The sequence below is a fragment of the Acinetobacter sp. YH12069 genome (assembly GCF_013419675.1).
Classification (GTDB): Bacteria; Pseudomonadota; Gammaproteobacteria; order Pseudomonadales; family Moraxellaceae; genus Acinetobacter; species Acinetobacter amyesii.
Window position 1 is genome coordinate 111522 of the sequence record NZ_VOZS01000006.1, and the last position, 15882, is coordinate 127403.

19 protein-coding genes are annotated in these 15882 nt (G+C 41.7%); 8 read left to right on the forward strand and 11 right to left on the reverse strand.

Going from position 1 to position 15882, the window contains the following annotated elements:
* Positions 1 to 179 precede the first annotated feature (179 nt).
* On the forward strand, positions 180 to 1409 hold the full coding sequence (locus FTU16_RS05540) for an MFS transporter (protein WP_180162876.1): 1230 nt from the start codon (positions 180 to 182) through the stop codon (positions 1407 to 1409).
* Positions 1410 to 1488: 79 nt separating this feature from the next.
* Here FTU16_RS05540 and FTU16_RS05545 read toward each other — a convergent pair whose 3' ends face one another.
* From FTU16_RS05545 to yccS, 3 genes are all read right to left on the reverse strand, one after another.
* On the reverse strand, positions 1489 to 1788 hold the full coding sequence (locus FTU16_RS05545; RefSeq protein WP_078189335.1) for a DUF3817 domain-containing protein: 300 nt from the start codon (positions 1786 to 1788) through the stop codon (positions 1489 to 1491).
* 142 nt (positions 1789 to 1930) lie between these two features.
* A complete protein-coding gene (locus FTU16_RS05550) occupies positions 1931 to 2497 on the reverse strand; it encodes a hypothetical protein (protein WP_180162877.1) in 567 nt (188 codons plus the stop codon).
* An 18-nt stretch (positions 2498 to 2515) separates the two neighbouring features.
* Positions 2516 to 4666, reverse strand: coding sequence for a YccS family putative transporter (gene yccS, locus FTU16_RS05555; protein WP_373683889.1), 2151 nt, complete (start codon positions 4664 to 4666; stop codon positions 2516 to 2518).
* A gap of 186 nt (positions 4667 to 4852) precedes the next feature.
* Here yccS and FTU16_RS05560 point away from each other — a divergent pair, with 186 nt between their 5' ends.
* Entirely contained in the window at positions 4853 to 5914 is a 1062-nt protein-coding gene (locus FTU16_RS05560; protein WP_180153414.1) for an RNA-guided endonuclease TnpB family protein, read from the forward strand.
* 71 nt (positions 5915 to 5985) lie between these two features.
* Here FTU16_RS05560 and sodC read toward each other — a convergent pair whose 3' ends face one another.
* The 3 genes from sodC to FTU16_RS05575 form a co-directional block, all read right to left on the reverse strand.
* The gene (sodC, locus tag FTU16_RS05565) at positions 5986 to 6534 is read right to left on the reverse strand and encodes a superoxide dismutase family protein (protein ID WP_180162878.1); all 549 of its coding nucleotides are present in this window, start codon (positions 6532 to 6534) and stop codon (positions 5986 to 5988) included.
* 116 nt (positions 6535 to 6650) lie between these two features.
* Positions 6651 to 7772, reverse strand: a complete 1122-nt coding sequence (locus tag FTU16_RS05570; RefSeq protein ID WP_180162909.1) for an AI-2E family transporter — start codon at positions 7770 to 7772, stop codon at positions 6651 to 6653.
* 150 nt (positions 7773 to 7922) lie between these two features.
* Positions 7923 to 8567 (reverse strand): ParA family protein, encoded by a 645-nt coding sequence (locus tag FTU16_RS05575; protein WP_180066155.1) that lies wholly within the window; start codon positions 8565 to 8567, stop codon positions 7923 to 7925.
* A gap of 132 nt (positions 8568 to 8699) precedes the next feature.
* Here FTU16_RS05575 and FTU16_RS05580 point away from each other — a divergent pair, with 132 nt between their 5' ends.
* Together FTU16_RS05580 and FTU16_RS05585 are read left to right on the forward strand one after the other, a co-directional pair.
* Entirely contained in the window at positions 8700 to 9170 is a 471-nt protein-coding gene (locus FTU16_RS05580) for a Holliday junction resolvase-like protein (protein WP_078192492.1), read from the forward strand.
* A gap of 55 nt (positions 9171 to 9225) precedes the next feature.
* Positions 9226 to 9819, forward strand: coding sequence for a hypothetical protein (locus tag FTU16_RS05585; RefSeq protein WP_168378147.1), 594 nt, complete (start codon positions 9226 to 9228; stop codon positions 9817 to 9819).
* A gap of 47 nt (positions 9820 to 9866) precedes the next feature.
* On the opposite strand, the gene FTU16_RS05590 is transcribed toward FTU16_RS05585, so the two are convergent.
* Positions 9867 to 10493: a class I SAM-dependent methyltransferase gene (locus tag FTU16_RS05590; protein WP_180162879.1), complete on the reverse strand. Its 627-nt coding sequence runs from the start codon at positions 10491 to 10493 to the stop codon at positions 9867 to 9869.
* Positions 10494 to 10797: 304 nt separating this feature from the next.
* Between FTU16_RS05590 and FTU16_RS05595 the strand changes: the two genes are divergently transcribed.
* Together FTU16_RS05595 and FTU16_RS05600 are read left to right on the forward strand one after the other, a co-directional pair.
* The gene (locus FTU16_RS05595; protein WP_078189325.1) at positions 10798 to 11358 is read left to right on the forward strand and encodes a hypothetical protein; all 561 of its coding nucleotides are present in this window, start codon (positions 10798 to 10800) and stop codon (positions 11356 to 11358) included.
* Positions 11359 to 11431: 73 nt separating this feature from the next.
* Complete coding sequence (locus tag FTU16_RS05600; RefSeq protein ID WP_257225656.1) at positions 11432 to 11857, forward strand: protease inhibitor I42 family protein; 426 nt, start codon at positions 11432 to 11434, stop codon at positions 11855 to 11857.
* Positions 11858 to 11946: 89 nt separating this feature from the next.
* On the opposite strand, the gene FTU16_RS05605 is transcribed toward FTU16_RS05600, so the two are convergent.
* Positions 11947 to 12279, reverse strand: coding sequence for a HopJ type III effector protein (locus tag FTU16_RS05605; protein ID WP_078189323.1), 333 nt, complete (start codon positions 12277 to 12279; stop codon positions 11947 to 11949).
* 168 nt (positions 12280 to 12447) lie between these two features.
* Here FTU16_RS05605 and crcB point away from each other — a divergent pair, with 168 nt between their 5' ends.
* Positions 12448 to 12831, forward strand: a complete 384-nt coding sequence (gene crcB, locus FTU16_RS05610) for a fluoride efflux transporter CrcB (protein ID WP_078189322.1) — start codon at positions 12448 to 12450, stop codon at positions 12829 to 12831.
* A 120-nt stretch (positions 12832 to 12951) separates the two neighbouring features.
* On the opposite strand, the gene FTU16_RS05615 is transcribed toward crcB, so the two are convergent.
* Entirely contained in the window at positions 12952 to 13206 is a 255-nt protein-coding gene (locus FTU16_RS05615) for a type B 50S ribosomal protein L31 (RefSeq protein ID WP_078189321.1), read from the reverse strand.
* A gap of 104 nt (positions 13207 to 13310) precedes the next feature.
* Positions 13311 to 14609 (reverse strand): AarF/ABC1/UbiB kinase family protein, encoded by a 1299-nt coding sequence (locus FTU16_RS05620; protein WP_180039443.1) that lies wholly within the window; start codon positions 14607 to 14609, stop codon positions 13311 to 13313.
* A gap of 201 nt (positions 14610 to 14810) precedes the next feature.
* Between FTU16_RS05620 and FTU16_RS05625 the strand changes: the two genes are divergently transcribed.
* Positions 14811 to 15023: a DUF1737 domain-containing protein gene (locus FTU16_RS05625; RefSeq protein ID WP_180162880.1), complete on the forward strand. Its 213-nt coding sequence runs from the start codon at positions 14811 to 14813 to the stop codon at positions 15021 to 15023.
* 361 nt (positions 15024 to 15384) lie between these two features.
* On the opposite strand, the gene FTU16_RS05630 is transcribed toward FTU16_RS05625, so the two are convergent.
* On the reverse strand, positions 15385 to 15810 hold the full coding sequence (locus FTU16_RS05630) for a hypothetical protein (RefSeq protein WP_180162881.1): 426 nt from the start codon (positions 15808 to 15810) through the stop codon (positions 15385 to 15387).
* Positions 15811 to 15882: the final 72 nt, after the last annotated feature.

The following is a 15882-nucleotide window of genomic DNA, read 5'->3' on the forward strand; positions in this document are numbered from 1 at the left end:
TCGGTTCGTTGAAGTTCATTTTATCTCTATCTAGCGTCTTGTGAATACGACGCACATATGGCGGATACGCCGCAAATTCATTTTTAAAATTAATATTACAGTGCTCGTCATTGGGCTGAAGTGTCTCTCCCTATTTGTCATTTCAAGCTCGACAGCACATATTTGATATGTAGATAACAATGCAAAACGTACAAACCACAAAATTAAGTCGTGCCACCTTAATGTTTCCCTTGGCACTGGTTTTATTTGAATTTTCTGTCTATATCGGAAACGACTTAGTCCAACCCGCCATGCTTGCGATTACCCAAGAGTTTGGCGTGAGTAGTGCATGGGCACCCTCGTCGATGTCATTTTACTTATTGGGAGGTGCTTGTGTCGCTGCAATATTAGGGCCATTGTCAGACCGATTAGGCCGTAAAAAAGTCCTATTGGGTGGTGTAGCGTTCTTTAGCTTATGCTGTTTAGCGATATTGCTCACGCATAATATCGAAAGCTTTTTAACGTTGCGTTTTTTACAAGGTTTTGGTTTGTCGGTCATTTCTGCCGTGGGCTATGCTGCTGTTCAGGAAACTTTTGAAGAGCGTGATGCCATCAAAGTCATGGCGATCATGGCCAATATTTCACTACTGGCGCCACTGATCGGCCCTGTCCTCGGTGCTTTTATGATTGATCACGTGTCATGGCATTGGGGCTTTATAGGAATCGCATTTCTATCTTTTCTGAGTTGGTTTGGTTTAAAGGCCAAGATGCCGGCTCAGCACATCAGCATTCCAAAGCAACCGGTGGGCTATATTATCGATGACTTTAAACAGGTGTTAAAAAACAAACGCTTTTTGGCGTTGACACTGGGCCTACCGATGGTGGCAATGCCACTGATGCTCTGGATTGCGCTATCTCCGGTCATATTGGTGGAGCAACTAGGACTGAGTAGCATGCAATACGGCATGGCGCAGTTTCCCGTTTTGGGCGGTCTGATCCTCGGTAATATTGTCCTGATTAAAATCATCGACAAATTGCCTCTAGGTCAGTCTGTGATGATCGGGCTACCGCTGATGTTACTCGGGACGAGCCTCGTGGTGATTGGGACGATGACTGAAAGTTATTTTCTGACATTGCTCATTCTTGGCATGAGTTTGGTCAGTTTTGGTGAAGGGATTAGCTTTTCTGTGCTCTATCGATTTGCCTTAATGTCGTCTGAAATGTCGAAGGGCACAGTGGCTGCGGCAGTGTCTGTGATCATGATGCTGATGTTCTTTGCCGTGATCGAAATCGTGCGCGTGCTGTATGAAAACTTTGGCCTTTGGGCCTATAGTTTGGCAGGCTTTACCCTCATTATCTTGTGGTTCAGCCTACCACGCTTGGTGGTGCGAGATATTATGCGACAACGTCAATTGACGGGTGAATTTTAAATTCGAGTTCATGCCATTATAGAAAAAGCCCAATGCTGTGTAGAACAATATTGGGCTTTTTTATTTGCTGGATACCGTCTTAATTTGATGTTGCAGGTTGTTCTGCATTTTTTAATTTGCGATCGAAAATAAACGGACCAAAAGGCAAAATCGATGCAATCAGGCCCATTAGAAATACGCTGAGTGACCATTTTTGCTTTTCACAGACCACAAATAGCACCACCAAGAAGGCAATAAACAAGACGCCATGTCCCATACCGACGTATTTGACCAATATTGGATTATCCATCAGGTATTTCATTGGCATAGCAATGAACAACAATAATAAAAAGGAGATGCCTTCGAGTAGGCCCACAAAGCGTAAGGTCTTGATATTCATGCGAAGTCTAAATTCAAAGTGATTTCAGCCTTGAGTGTACCTGAAAGCACAGCAGGAACGAAGCGTTCCTGTTGAAATAATTGATCTGCATATTGAATCTAAGTGAATGTTTTTTAAGTTAATTCTGAGTTATCTACTCGGATTAATCTTCTAGATCCGCTAAGGCGTCTTCAATCGAACCCTGATCAAATTCATAGTTACAGCCGAGTAAAATCATCGGGCTTTTTCCGGTCATTTCAGACAGGCTTAGTTTGTGATTGATGGCATGCAGATCATCCGTTTCAGCTTCCGTGCGTAGGATTTTTTCACCACGGAAAAACGGCATATTGGCAAACATTGGATGCTGCTCAATGCCATACTTTTGGGCAAGTTTTTTCACATCGGCTTGGCGATAGATTGCGAATACTGCATTGGAAGACAGGCCAATTTCTTGGGTCGGCATGCCAAAAAACTCTACAGCCTGCTTATTTTTATAGATATAAATAAACGGTTGATGTGGGTCATCATGGCGTTTCCAACCCAATTGCCCTAGAACCTTTTCATAGTCGAGTAAAGTGTCATGGTAGGTGTCGTAATCGGCCTGACATTCCAGAATACGCTTTAAATCTTGTGCTGTCGGTGCTGCAAAAACAGAAGACGCAGCTAAACATGAGGTCGCCATAATCGTGGTTAATATGAGGCGTTTAAGACCGAAACTAAGCATTTTCATCAAGAGTCCCAAATGATTTTATTTAATTTCCGCCTGAATTAGCTGTGTTCTGAGCTGAATCAGTTCGGCTAATGTTTCTAATAATAAACTGATCTGCTTGAGCACCAGTTGTAGGTGATTAGACCGCATTTCTTCAGTGCTGAGTGTTTGAATTTCGAAAAGTTTTTGCTGAATTTTCTCAGGGTTGAGCGGTTTTTGCTGAATTAAGACGTCGTCTAAGGTGCTTTGACACCATTGCAGTAGTTCAAGGACTTGTTGGTCTTGTACTTGTTCACGGTGGCTCCCCAGTGCCGAAATATAACTGAGCTGACTATGGCTATAGACCAAATAGCGAAAAGCATGTTGAATCAAAATTTGGTCGGGTTCAGGCTCGGTACTTAAACTTGAAATCATGCTCGACAATTCAGTTTGAGCATTATGGGCTGAACGACGGGCACGCCGATAATCAATGCTATTGGTTTTCCCATGGAGATATTGCTCAACCACGGCATCAAAATAATGCAGGGTCGCAGCAGAGCTTTTTTGAATGGTCTTGGAAATATTGCGAAAGTCCCAATCTGGCCAGATCACATTCACCGCAAACCATGCAATAAAACAGCCGAGTAGAGTATCAACGATACGCGGTAAAATGACCGCATAACCTGCGCCTTTCAAATTAAAAATCAGCAAGACCATTAAGGTTGCCATGAGGGTCGCCATGGCATATTTTTTGGCACTCAGATAGAAAAAGCACACGCCAAAAATAATCGTCAGTAGCAATTGACCTTCGACACTCGGCACAAAATACAAAATAGGAATGCCAAGTAAGACCCCTAATATGGTTCCCAATGTCCGCATTTTTAAACGACTTTTGGTCGCAAAATAACGCATCTGACAGACAAATAAACTGGTCAATAATATCCAGTAGCCATTTTTAGCAAAGGGCAATAGCGAAATGGCATAGCCCATCGCAAAGACAAAAGCGATGCGAACGGCATGGCGAAATAAGGCAGATTCGGGACTCAAATGCTGTTTCAGTTTGAGCCATAAATCATGCCACCCATGAATATCGTCATCAAGTAAATTGAGGTTATCAATATGCTGCTGATAGGCCTGTTGCTGTGAATGATCTAAATCCTGAACATGCGAAAAGCGTTCTTGTACACTGTCCAAATTACTCAAGATCAGCTGTAGGTTTTTTACTTCTATATTTTGCGGATTGTTGGTCATCCACTCCTGCAAAGAGGCATGCAAATGTGCCAGTGCTTGCGCAGTAATGGGATCAGGCTGATAGGGCTGCCGATGCAATATACAGTAGGCCAACTGTTGGCAAGCCTGCGCCTGTAATCGAATATTTTTTTGAAAACGGAAAATTAAATCGGTACGGCTAAAATTTTGATGAATTTGTTCATAGTGTAAATAATTCGCATTGGCCTGTTCGTGAATATCTTGTGCCAAGAAATATAAATTCAGCCAGTAGATGGTGTTTTTATTGGCTCTTGAGGCTTTTAAACGGGTGAGTAAAGAAGCTTTGGTGGTGTTTAAACTCGGGATGACATCACTGTTTTTGAGTGATAATTCATACAGTAAATGTTCCACATTGTTGACATTATCTGGGTCAAATAAGCGTGCTTTTGCATTCAGTACTTCGGCGATTTGTAAAAAACAACGCGAGAGATTGTCCTGTACGGGTAGGGTGGGTTTAATCAGGTAAAAAAGAATTGAGGTGAAGCCATACCATAAGGCCCCTAGAACAAAGCAACTGGGTTGAAAATACCAGATGTCATATTCGCCCAAGCCGAACATGGTGTAGATCGATAGTAAAATCGTGCCAAAAGAAATCGTGGCATAGCGTTGCCCCAAAGCTCCTAATAAAATAAATCCTGCACTGGACAGTGAAAGATACAAGATAAACAGCAGCTTATAAGGATAGAGAAAATCTAAAATACTACTGACACTAAAGAAGAGTACGCAGACATAGAGCAAATTACGCAGTCGGATGCTGAGTCGGTCATCAAAGTCGGTGAGCGCGGTAGCAATCGCACCTAAGGTGACGGGCACAATAAAACTATGAAAACCGAGAAAATATAATCCGAGCGTGGTGCCACTCAAAACAATACAAATTTGCAAGCAATACATAATGATTGCACTGGATTGAAACTGTTGAAACCAAGAGAGTCGCGTGTTCACAGAGTTATGAAGTATTCGAATGATTTTGTAAATTAGACTGAGCTTTTTTCTGTGAACTGTCAATTTTTATCAAATGGAGCGTAAAACTCTGTCCTTCAGGTCAGAGATATAAGCGACACGACATGAAGTGTCGTTTGATTTAACTAAGGACTATTTTCCTTGAGTTTTGATTGTTAATATAAGTACATGAAAACCCTTAAATTACGTATAAAAGACAAACATTGCAAGGTGTTAGACCAACTAGCATCAGAAGTGAACTTCGTCTGGAATTATGTCAATGATTTAGGGTTTAGGCATTTGAAGCGGAAAGGTGAATTTCTCTCTGCTTTTGATATTGCCAAATATACGAAAGGCACATCCAAAGAATGTAATTTACATAGTCAAACCATTCAGGCTGTAACTGAAGAATTAGTCACCCGAAGAAAGCAATTTAAAAAGGCAAAGCTGAAATGGCGTGTCAGCAATAAAAAATCAGCAAGGCGCTCTTTGGGATGGGTTCCCTTTAAAAAGGTGGCTATCAAATATGCCAATGGATATGTCCAGTATGGAAAACACCAATTTAAGCTTTGGGATAGCTACGGTTTAAGCAAATACACGTTAAAAACAGGTTCATTTGTAGAGGATAGCCGTGGGCGTTGGTATGTATGTCTTGTTGTTGAATCGCCTAAGCAAGATAAATCGACAGCAACCAAAGCGATTGGTATTGATCTAGGCTTAAAAGATATTGCCACCTGTTCTGATGGCACAGTAATTTCAAATCCAAAATTCTATCGAAAATATGAGCAGAAATTAGGTATTGCTCAGAGAGCCAGGAATAAGAAGCGTGTTCGTGCATTACACGCCAAGATTGCAAATAGTCGAAAAGATCATTTGCATAAAGCAAGCACCAAGCTTGTGAATGAAAATGCATTGATTATTGTAGGTGACTTGAGTGCTAAAAAATTAGTAAAAACCAAAATGGCAAAATCTGTTTTGGATACAGGATTTTCTGCACTAAAAACAATGCTCAAGTATAAATGCGAGAACGCAGGCGTATTGTTTGAAGAAGTCCAAGAAGCCTATACCACCCAAATCTGTTCGTGCTGCGGTGAGATCACCTCAAGTAGTCCAAAAGGTAGGACAGATCTTGGAATAAGAGAATGGGAGTGCATGAGCTGTGGTACAGCTCATGATCGAGATATAAACTCAGCTCTAAACATTCTTGCGCTTGGGCATAAGCGTCTAGCTGTAGGAATCACCCTCTTTTAAGGGGGTGAGGATGTCAATCAATAGAAAAGCGGACTTAAAGTCCGCTTGTTCAAATCTATATGCAAGGTCGATTATTGAATCACACCACAGGCAATACGGTCACCGCCACCGCCTAGAGGTTTAGGGTCGTCAGAGTAATTATCACCACCGGCATGGATCATGATGGCTAAGCCTTGTACATCCGCCAATTTCAAACGTGGTGCAATTAAATTCACTTTTGCTGTGCCATCGGTTTGAACTTGAAGGATCGGTAAGTCACCCAAGTGACCTGTTAGCGGCGTACCGTGGTTAGGTGTAGCTTTAGGGTTAAAGTGACCACCTGCAGCAAGAGCAGCACCCGCTTTTCCATCTTTTTCAGCTGGGGCACAAGAGCCTTTTTCATGAATATGGAAACCGTGTGGACCCGGAGGGAGCTGGGTTAAATTGGTATGAATAACCAAGCCAGCAGGGCTATCAACCAAGTTAATTTGACCGATGCTTTGACCAATACCTTGAGCAGTCACGGCATTGACCGTCACGGTTTTTGCATTCAGACCTGTTGAAGTCGAGGTACTCGCACAGCCTGTAAACATCAGGGCACTGACCGCAGCAAGCGCACCGAATTTAAATAGTGAAGACATGTTTGGCATCCTGTCTGTTTTTATGGAGTTTCAACTATTGAAACAGATGCGGATACAGGATGACAGATAATTTAAGTATTTGATTGTAATATTTGTTTAATGAATTCAAGCCTGAATTAAGGTTGTTCAGGCTTATCATCTATATTGTCTAAGTTATGTGCCAATGTTGCTTTGGGCATCATGACGGCTTCAATTTGGGTTTCATGCAACCATTCACGCCAAATCGCCAAGAGTACCGCCAAAATCACTGGGCCGATAAATAAACCGACAAGACCGAAACTGGCGATCCCACCCAAAACACCAAACATGATTAATAAGAATGGAATCTGGGTTGCCCCTGAAATCACTAAAGGACGAATCACGTTATCGGCTGTACTCACGATACATACACCCCAAGCCATGACGCCAATGGCTTCAATGGTTTGACCTTGTGAAAATAACCACAACGACACAGCGGTATATGAAATTGGTGGGCCAAACGGAATCAGTGCCAACATGAAGGTAATGATGGTTAGTAACATCGGGTTAGGCACATCGGCGACAAAATAGCTCACACCGGCAAGTAAAGCTTGGGCAATGGCGGTAAGACCGATGCCATACACTACAGCACGTGTGGTATCCGAGATGGTGGCAAGATAATGATGAATACGTGGCCCGATCACCATTTCGAGGGCTTTACTGACCTGACTTAAAATGGTTTGACCATCACGATAGAAGAAAAATAAAGACATCACGGCAAAACACAGCTTAAAGATATTTTTACTGACTTCGCCGACCAAAACTTTACCGTAGTTCAAATGCCCCTGAATCCAAATTTGTACCGATTGAATAATACTGTTCGGGTCATTGTTCAGCTCATGCAGGGTACGACTGACTTCTTTACCAATAAACGGCAGTTGGCGAATAAAATCAGGCACATTGACATGACCCGAGAAGACCTGCTTTTGTAATTCAAAATACAAGTTACGGCCTTCATGTTGTAGCAAGAAGATCGCAAAAATCACCGGCAGACCTACCACGAGCACGACCAATAAGATCATCAGCGCCGCACTTAGATTTGCACGATTGCCACAAAAACGATGCACCGATTGATACAGCGGCCAAGTCATATAAGCAATAATCGCTGCCCAAACAACGGGCACAATAAAGTATTTGAGTACGCTAAAGCTCAAAAAAATCAGGATAAAAAATAATCCGAACAATAAGACTTTTTGTAATGTAGGTGCGAACGTTGGCAATGCGTGCTCTGATTTTTTCATCATGTTGTGTTCAATCTTAACCGAAAAAAAAGCTCCCGAAAACGAGAGCTTGTTAACTTATGGTGAATATCTTTCAGGCTAGATCCTTGCAAGATTGGCCTTTATATCAACAAAATGTGGAATGATGTGTTAAAACCACTCGGCTTCGTCTTCAATAATGGCATTGAGCACAGGTTGCCATTGTTGTTGCATTCCGAGGTACAATTTTTGCGTTTTATCAAAAACCGAAAGACCTTGCATGGCAAGTTGACCATAAGCGGTACGTTCAGAAATCCAAGCAACGGGCTGTTGTTCAACTTTATTGAAAAAATCTTGAATTTCTTTGGAATGAGCAGAATTGTGTTTTACACGATTGGCAAGCAATAAGATTTGGACTTTACCTTTACGAATCCGTTTAATTTCTTGTAAATGCTTTAAAAAACGACGGGTCGAGTCTATGTCGAAGAAAGATGGTTGTAGCGGGGTAACGATGGCGTGAGCTTCACTCACCAACTGATCTGCATGTTCACCCGATAACGCACCCGGAGCATCGATAATTAGATATTCAATCCCTTTCGGCACATCACCAATCGATTTTTCATGACGCCAATCTAGGCTCTGAATCGGGGCGGCAGTCTCTGGGCGCTGTTTGAGCCATTGACGTGCAGACTTTTGATTGTCAGCATCTGCCAAGGCCACTTTATAACCTTTTTGCGCAAGTGCAGAGGCTAAACTGATTGCTGTGATGGTTTTGCCACAACCACCTTTTTGATTGGCAATTAATATCGTTTTCATCGACCTAAATAGATTTTATTCTGCTCATCCCTAGCATATCATTGTTTAATGCGGGGAATATGACAAAGAACCAAAGTCTAAGTTTTTTCTATACGTTTCGCTGTAATATCTTAAAAAGATTAGGAATTTTAAATGTCTGTCTGGATGGCCATGCTCATTGGCGCGTGTATTGGGATTGTACTGACCACCTTAATTTTAAGTGGCAGTCGCAATGGAAGGATTAAGGCAGAATACGAGCAATATATTGCAGAACTAGAATTGGAACATCAGCAGGCCTTGGCCCATGCACAAAAACGCAGTGTAAATACCAGTCGTGCTGTTTTAAAAGGCAAAATGGCCGAACAAATGGCGCCGATCATGCCTGAATTTCAATATTTACCTAGCGATGCAAAGTTTCTCGGTGACCCGATCGATTATGTGGTTTTTGATGGCTATACCGACTTTCGTGATGGTGATGGACTCGCTGAAGACATCGAAGTGGTGCTGATTGATATTAAAAGTGGTGGGGCACGTTTGACCAAAGGGCAACAAGCGATTGCTCAAGCCATTGCCGAAGGGCGAGTGCGTTTTGAAACCATCCGAATTGATTTTGAGCATATTTAAGCTCGCGTGATTCAGGCTCAGAACCGTCGAAAAGTAATAAGGACAGAATATTCACATGGAAAAACTCTTAGCGACTGCAGCCGTTTTTGCGCTCATGCTGTGGATATGGTCTGAATATTTTCGTGCCATTCCACATTTAGAGCAGACAGGTGTGCTGAAAAATTTTCAGGTCACAGCGACTCAGGCATTTTCCGGTGAATATTTGCTGTTGGATAAACGCTACTACAGTGCGAGTAGTCGTACATTACATCCGGCAGCACCGACCGTGGTGGGTGGCTTTCAAGACTTGGCCTATGTCAGCAATATTGATCTGCTACTGAGTTCAGGCGCAAATGATATCCAATCTTTAAAATACCATCTTGAATGGTCTCAGCAGAACCGCTGTTTTAGTGTGCAAGCGAAAGACGCGCCCTCGACACAAATTGAACAGCTCAAGTCCGAATTGCAAAATGTTAGTGTGATTGCTCAATCCGAAGATGTCGCAAATCGTATTCGGCGTTTAAAATCAGGTGATCGCGTGGAGATTTTGGGTGAATGGGTGGATGTGCATTCCATCAAAACAGGGAAGTCGTATAACACCTATAATGTGTTGAATAAAAAGCCCTGTCATATCCTAAAAATTAATGCCATTCGACTAATCAAAGACTAGGTACTTTTATCTAGATTTGATTTTGCTTAAACATGGCCTTGGACGCTTTAACTCAACTTCCGTGCGCGGGCGAGCAACATGCGCTGTCCAATTTTTGGAATGCCTTCTGCATCAAAATACTGCGTTTCAAAACACTCAAACTGGGCATCTTCAAGCAACTTTTGCATATTACGATCCAAATGACAGCCATCTGCGACTTTCTTTTGAATGGGCGTTAGTAGGTGTTGTAACTGCTTAATTTTCCGATTTTCATTGTGTTGTACATGCTCTACTAAAAGAAATGTCCCTGTTGGTTTAAGGACGCGGTAGATTTCTTCAAGCGCAGTTTCAATATCGGCAATGCTGCATAAGGTCCATGTACTCACGACATGATCTAGACTTTCATCTGCAAAGGGTAATTTTTCAGCACCGGCTAAAATATGCTGTACCTCAAAGGGTGCCGCATGTACACGTTCAGCAGCTAAATGAAAAATATCAGGATTGGGCTCAAGGGCAAAAACCGTATCAACATTTTGATAAAACGCTAAATTCAAACCTGTACCAAAGCCAATTTCGAGTACTTCACCAGACACGGCTAAAAGGAGTTCGCGTCGTTTATCCATCAGGCTCGGTACTTGCATGACTTGATTTAAAAGATGCGGAAAAATGTGTTGTTGATAAAATTTATAAATCATAGCGGGTATTGTTGTTGGCTTTTTTTTAAGTGTAAATCATGTCTTTTTAATTTTAAATCATGTGGTAGGGCGTGGATATGGGCCAATTGACTGAATAACAGCATTTTGTTACCAAGTTCATAAGGTTTATGCAGACTGTGTGCGTAATATAGAGTTACAACTAGTGAAAACGACATTCATCAGGCTCAACCTACGGGATTTTAAGCTCATGTTCAGGTTGGGGCATTATGAATAGATGAAGTCGGCTCAATTGCAGAATTAAAATTGAGTAATGTGAAGTATTACAGGGTAAGAGGATAACGCGATGATCAAGCGAATTGCATTAAGTACTGTGCTTGCAGGCTTTTTATTGAATGTCGGTGTCCAAGCGTCTTCAGATTATAATATTGCCAAAGGCTTAGCACCTGCTGCCAAAGGCCAGTCAATTTCCACCTTGAAAGAATTTAAAGGTGATTTCCGAATTTTAGGTTCAAAAACCTATCAAACAGATGAACAAGCAAAATTTTCTCCGATCGATTATGCAGTCAGTTGGGGCTTATTTGCAGAGCCAGAAATTGCTCGTACGATTTCAGTCAATCAATATGACCGTTTCTTAAATTGGAAAATGGATCGCGTTCCTGTACCGCAAAAGCAAGCGATGATGATGGTGTCGAATATGCACATCATTCCTGCAAACCCGCAAATTGCGAAACAAATTACTCAAGTAAAACGTGGTGATCTTGTGCGTTTAAAAGGGGATTTGGTTGAGGTGAAAGACAAAGATTTGGTTTGGACTTCATCTTTGACCCCAACAGATACGGGTGATGGGGCTTGTGAAGTTTTTCGTGTCAGTTCGATTCAGTGGATTGAAAAAGTCAAAGGCTAAATTTCGATTGTATCGAGATCGTATTTGAAATCGGTGTGCATTAGATTCAAGGTAAAATAATTTGATGATGAAAATGACGATAAAGAAAAAGTTTATTTTGAGTCTAATGATGGCGAGTGGTTTGGCGCTTGGTGGATGTACCAGTATGAGTTCAACTGTAGATGGGAAAACCCATGTATTTACTGAACAGCAAAGTTGTCCGACTTTGCTTGAGATGGATCGTGGACAGACTTTGGAAGTGCTGTTAAACGAAAATCCAAGTACTGGGTATGTATGGTCTTTGGCTGAGCAACCGAAACTTTTTAAAGTTGAAGAAGTGTTTCAGTCAGCTCAACAGCAAGCTGATGCGGATACGACACCAGTACTAGGCGGAGGCGGTCAAAAAACTTATCGTTTTACCGCAACGACTGCGGGTGAAGAATTACTACATTTGAAGCATGCACGAGCTTGGGAAAAAACCGCGATGGCTGAATGGACTTGCAGAGTTCGAGTGTCCTGATGTGAACAGATGATGAACGATAAAAAAAGCCAGTATTTGTACTGGCTTTTTTATTGCAGACGAACTGATTTAGAACGTCTACCTAGGCATTATTTCGCGCTGAGCGCTTGACCGTCAAATTGAATACCTTCCCAACCATTTTGCATAAATTGGCGAATGTTTTGGTGGTCAGTTGCGTCTGGTGTTGCCAATACAGCAGCATAATGTTCAGCAAAAAGACTTAAGGTTTCAGCTTGGTTTAGACCATTCAATTGGGCAAAAGAAAATACTTTGGCACTGCCTTGGTTTTCAGTTGCTGCATTGGCTTGTTTGCCATTGGTAAAAGCGGTTGCTGTGTGGTTATAACGCGCTTCAATAAATGCAATCACATCTGAAAATTTCGCAGTCCCTGCTTGAAGTTGATCTAATAATTCCTGAGCCATAATGTCCTCTTTCAATAAAAAATACCGCAAAGTGTTGCAGACTATAGCAAGCTTTGGCCCAAACATTTAACACTATTTGCGTAAATTAAATGCGTGTATATTGAAGGGCGACCTTAGGCAGTCTGTTGCCTAAATTGTAGATACCAATGATGTTGAAGTAGGACAACTATGAACTGGCTTTTGGTCGCATGTGGCGGCGCAATTGGGGCAACACTTCGCTATGCGGCAGGACTGTTATTGGCTAAGCCAACCGTGCTCTTTCCATGGGCAACATGGTGGGTGAATATTTTAGGTTGCTTTTGTGCAGGTGTGTTTTTTGCATTTAGCCAAAAATATCCCGTTCTACAAAATGAAGCACGCTTATTACTTATGGTCGGGATCTTAGGCGGCTTTACCACCTTTTCGAGTTTCGGCTTAGAAACCTTTCAACTGCTTAGACAAGGGCAAAGTGGGCTGGCATTTAGTTATGCCATTTCCAGTGTGGTGATTGGTGTCATCGTATTGGGGCTGGGATATTACTTATTTCAGTCGATTTTAAAAATAGATGTTTAAAACAACGCTTGAAAACCTCAAAATTTCAGACATAAAAAAAGAAGTTCAGGCTGGAGGAGGGGAACCCTGAACTTCTTCAATGCTTTAATTTTAAAAGCAAAAACTTAATCGAAACTGAACTTATTGTGAGCGTTTGAAACGCGCAAAGCGTTTATTAAAGTTCGCAATACGTCCTTCATTATTCACTTGACGTTGTTCACCTGTATAAAAAGGATGTGATGCACTTGAGATATCGAGCGTCACATATGGATAAGTTTTGCCTTCAAACTCTTTGGTTTGATTGGTGCTTAAAGTACTGCCAATCACAAAAAAGGCATTGGCATTGGTGTCATGAAAGAGCACTTCACGGTATTCGGGATGGATGTTGGCACGCATTCTTCTGTTCCTTAAATTTATTGATTAAAGAAATGTTATAACATAACAATATGAAATGCAAATATTGCCCGAAATTCATCAGGCAATCAGCGCGTCATATTCACTTAAGCGCTAGGTGGGACCAACTCATCAAAAAGATCATTGAGATTGTCATGCACTTTCAAATGAATCAAATTCCAATAATGTCCTGAAACAGTCCGGTTCACCATCAAGGTATCCGGTGACGGTTTAAACACATCCCAGTATTTAAGAGAAGGTTTAATTAATTCTACCCCGTCATGGTGCGCTGAGTTTTCAGCAAAGTCGTATTGTGTGGTCAGTGGACGCATCAGTACTTCAAGCCATTGTTCATACAACTCCGCAGGGAATTTACCGAGTTCATTGAGGGAATGTAGGGCATCAAGTTGCTGTTCCATCAGTGGAATATCGTGCTTGCGTGCAGCATTAATCAATTGCTTAAAGTGCGACACGATTTCAGGAGACAGGGTTTTCACACCGCCGTAGTCATATACGATGACTGAACCATCTTCACGAAAGGCGAAGTTGCCTGGATGCGGGTCACAGTGGAAACGTTTAAGGAAGAAAATTTCACGGCCAATGGCACGGAATAAGCGCCTTCCCAAGGCATTTCGTGTTTCTTGTGACCACGTACTGGCAGTTTCTATACTGTCGCCAAGCTCTAGACTTAGAGTCAAAATATGACGTGAAGAATAATCTTTATAGACCTGTGGAATGATGATTTTGTCATCCAGCGCACTATGAAACGCACGCGCAACATCTAAGTTTTGTGCTTCAATTTCATAGTTCAGTTCGTTGTCCAAACTGTCCTGAATTTCACGAAATAGCTTGTCTTGTAACTTCCGATCAATTTTCAATACGCCCATCAGACGAAGTGCAAGCCGAACTTGTTTTAAATCACTTTCACAGGCTTCTTCGACACCCGGATATTGCACTTTCACCACCACCTGCTGACCATTAGGTAACACGGCTTTATGCACCTGCCCAATGGATGCAGCGGCAAAAGGTTGTTCTTCAAAACTTTTAAAAATTTGCGCGAGGGGTTTGCCGAGTTCTTGTTCTACTTGAGCCTTAATTTCAGCAAAAGGCATGGCTGGCGCTTGGCGTTGTAATTTACTGATGGCCTTTGCGACTTCAGGTGGAAAAATGTCTTTGTACTGCGAGGCAATTTGTCCGACTTTCATCACCGCACCCTTCATTTCACCCAAAGTATCTGCAATTTGCAGACCGATGTCCTGAAAAAGTTTACTGCGAGATGCATTTTTCTGTTCTTCATCGGCAGTGATATTGCGGATGGAATTGGAAACGGTTTTAGTAGCAATGCTTGCCGTCATACTGGCAAGTTTCATAAAGCGACGACCCGGTGTGCTAGCCGTTTTTGCCATGTGATGTTCCTCAAGATCATCATTTATTATCTATTACCGATCATAGGCGACAAAACACAAACTGCCTACTTTAAATTGTTAAGACTTTATTTCTATTGATAAAATGATGGGCAAAAATGTAAATACTGAAAATAATTCAGGCAAATTTAAGCCACACGCTGAATGGTTTAAAATATCGCGTCGCTAGAAGAGAACTGAACGATGAAAGTGTATCGCTATTTAACTGGTAAAGATGATGTCAATTTCTGTGCCCGTGTGACCAAAGCTTTAAATGAAGGCTATGAATTGTATGGCTCGCCAACCATGAGTTTTAATGGGACAGATGTGATCGTCAGGCAGGTGATCGTGAAAGACGTAGAAGATGCCAGCCAAGTGCCACAAGGTTTAAAAAATGCCATCGAGGCGCTTAATTAGTTGGCTTTACTGCTTTAGTTGCTTTACTGATGTTATGCCTGTAAAAGTATTTACGCATTTAAAAAAAGATTTTTAATTTTATTCGACGGAGTCTTTCATCTAGGGATTGAATAAAGGGATTAGCCTTCAGCTGGAGGTACTCTTACGAAACGTTGTTTCTCATTCGGCAAAATGAGAAGCGTGCTTCGCAAGGAAACCATCTTGCGGTGCAATGCACCTCACCGACAAAACTCGTTCGCTAGCGTCTAATTATTTAAAGTATTGCAAAAACATTTTTGTTTAGAGGTAGTCCTGTCTCAAACAATTGCGGATGACATTTCCGCGTATCGTTTTTTATTTGAATCAAATTGAGCAACTGATGTCACTCCGTAACATCAGTTGCTTCAGTTTTTTCCAGTTCTAAATGTGGACCGAGATATTTACTGCATTGGTTATGGTGTAAATTTTCATTCAAGGTGATGAGGTTTTGCGTCACGATAAAATCCTGATCGTCCGCAGAGGCAAACTTTGGATTGGCCTTGATGAAGTCCTGATAGGTATAAGCCATGCCAGACTGTTGACAACTTAACTTTAAACGTGCGGTATATGAGTTCGCTTGTTGTTCATGATAAAAGCGAAAGGCTGTCCAAAGTGCTTGATTGATGTAATCAAATTCAGGTTGTGATTGGACTTTGATGGGTGCGTGATACAAAGGAAATTCATGTCGGTTGATCGTTTGTTCAGCCTGTAGTGACATGGAAAAGCCTAAGCTCAGACAGAGACTGATCGAGCGAAATACATGGGACATGTTTATTTTCCTCTTCTTCGTGCTTTTTATTTATGGTGTTGCTATGCAGTGAGTTAATTTGAATTAATCTTC

What these genes read in the sequence shown, in the direction of transcription:
- sodC (WP_180162878.1), bottom strand. Translation starts at nt 6,534, where the DNA reads ATGTCTTCACTATTTAAATTCGGTGCGCTTGCTGCGGTCAGTGCCCTG.
- FTU16_RS05630 (WP_180162881.1), bottom strand. Translation starts at nt 15,810, where the DNA reads ATGTCCCATGTATTTCGCTCGATCAGTCTCTGTCTGAGCTTAGGCTTT.
- FTU16_RS05595 (WP_078189325.1), top strand. Translation starts at nt 10,798, where the DNA reads ATGATCAAGCGAATTGCATTAAGTACTGTGCTTGCAGGCTTTTTATTG.
- FTU16_RS05605 (WP_078189323.1), bottom strand. Translation starts at nt 12,279, where the DNA reads ATGGCTCAGGAATTATTAGATCAACTTCAAGCAGGGACTGCGAAATTT.
- FTU16_RS05620 (WP_180039443.1), bottom strand. Translation starts at nt 14,609, where the DNA reads ATGGCAAAAACGGCTAGCACACCGGGTCGTCGCTTTATGAAACTTGCC.
- FTU16_RS05540 (WP_180162876.1), top strand. Translation starts at nt 180, where the DNA reads ATGCAAAACGTACAAACCACAAAATTAAGTCGTGCCACCTTAATGTTT.
- FTU16_RS05560 (WP_180153414.1), top strand. Translation starts at nt 4,853, where the DNA reads ATGAAAACCCTTAAATTACGTATAAAAGACAAACATTGCAAGGTGTTA.
- FTU16_RS05600 (WP_257225656.1), top strand. Translation starts at nt 11,432, where the DNA reads ATGACGATAAAGAAAAAGTTTATTTTGAGTCTAATGATGGCGAGTGGT.
- FTU16_RS05575 (WP_180066155.1), bottom strand. Translation starts at nt 8,567, where the DNA reads ATGAAAACGATATTAATTGCCAATCAAAAAGGTGGTTGTGGCAAAACC.
- FTU16_RS05590 (WP_180162879.1), bottom strand. Translation starts at nt 10,493, where the DNA reads ATGATTTATAAATTTTATCAACAACACATTTTTCCGCATCTTTTAAAT.
- crcB (WP_078189322.1), top strand. Translation starts at nt 12,448, where the DNA reads ATGAACTGGCTTTTGGTCGCATGTGGCGGCGCAATTGGGGCAACACTT.
- FTU16_RS05625 (WP_180162880.1), top strand. Translation starts at nt 14,811, where the DNA reads ATGAAAGTGTATCGCTATTTAACTGGTAAAGATGATGTCAATTTCTGT.
- FTU16_RS05585 (WP_168378147.1), top strand. Translation starts at nt 9,226, where the DNA reads ATGGAAAAACTCTTAGCGACTGCAGCCGTTTTTGCGCTCATGCTGTGG.
- FTU16_RS05550 (WP_180162877.1), bottom strand. Translation starts at nt 2,497, where the DNA reads ATGAAAATGCTTAGTTTCGGTCTTAAACGCCTCATATTAACCACGATT.
- FTU16_RS05615 (WP_078189321.1), bottom strand. Translation starts at nt 13,206, where the DNA reads ATGCGTGCCAACATCCATCCCGAATACCGTGAAGTGCTCTTTCATGAC.
- FTU16_RS05580 (WP_078192492.1), top strand. Translation starts at nt 8,700, where the DNA reads ATGTCTGTCTGGATGGCCATGCTCATTGGCGCGTGTATTGGGATTGTA.
- FTU16_RS05545 (WP_078189335.1), bottom strand. Translation starts at nt 1,788, where the DNA reads ATGAATATCAAGACCTTACGCTTTGTGGGCCTACTCGAAGGCATCTCC.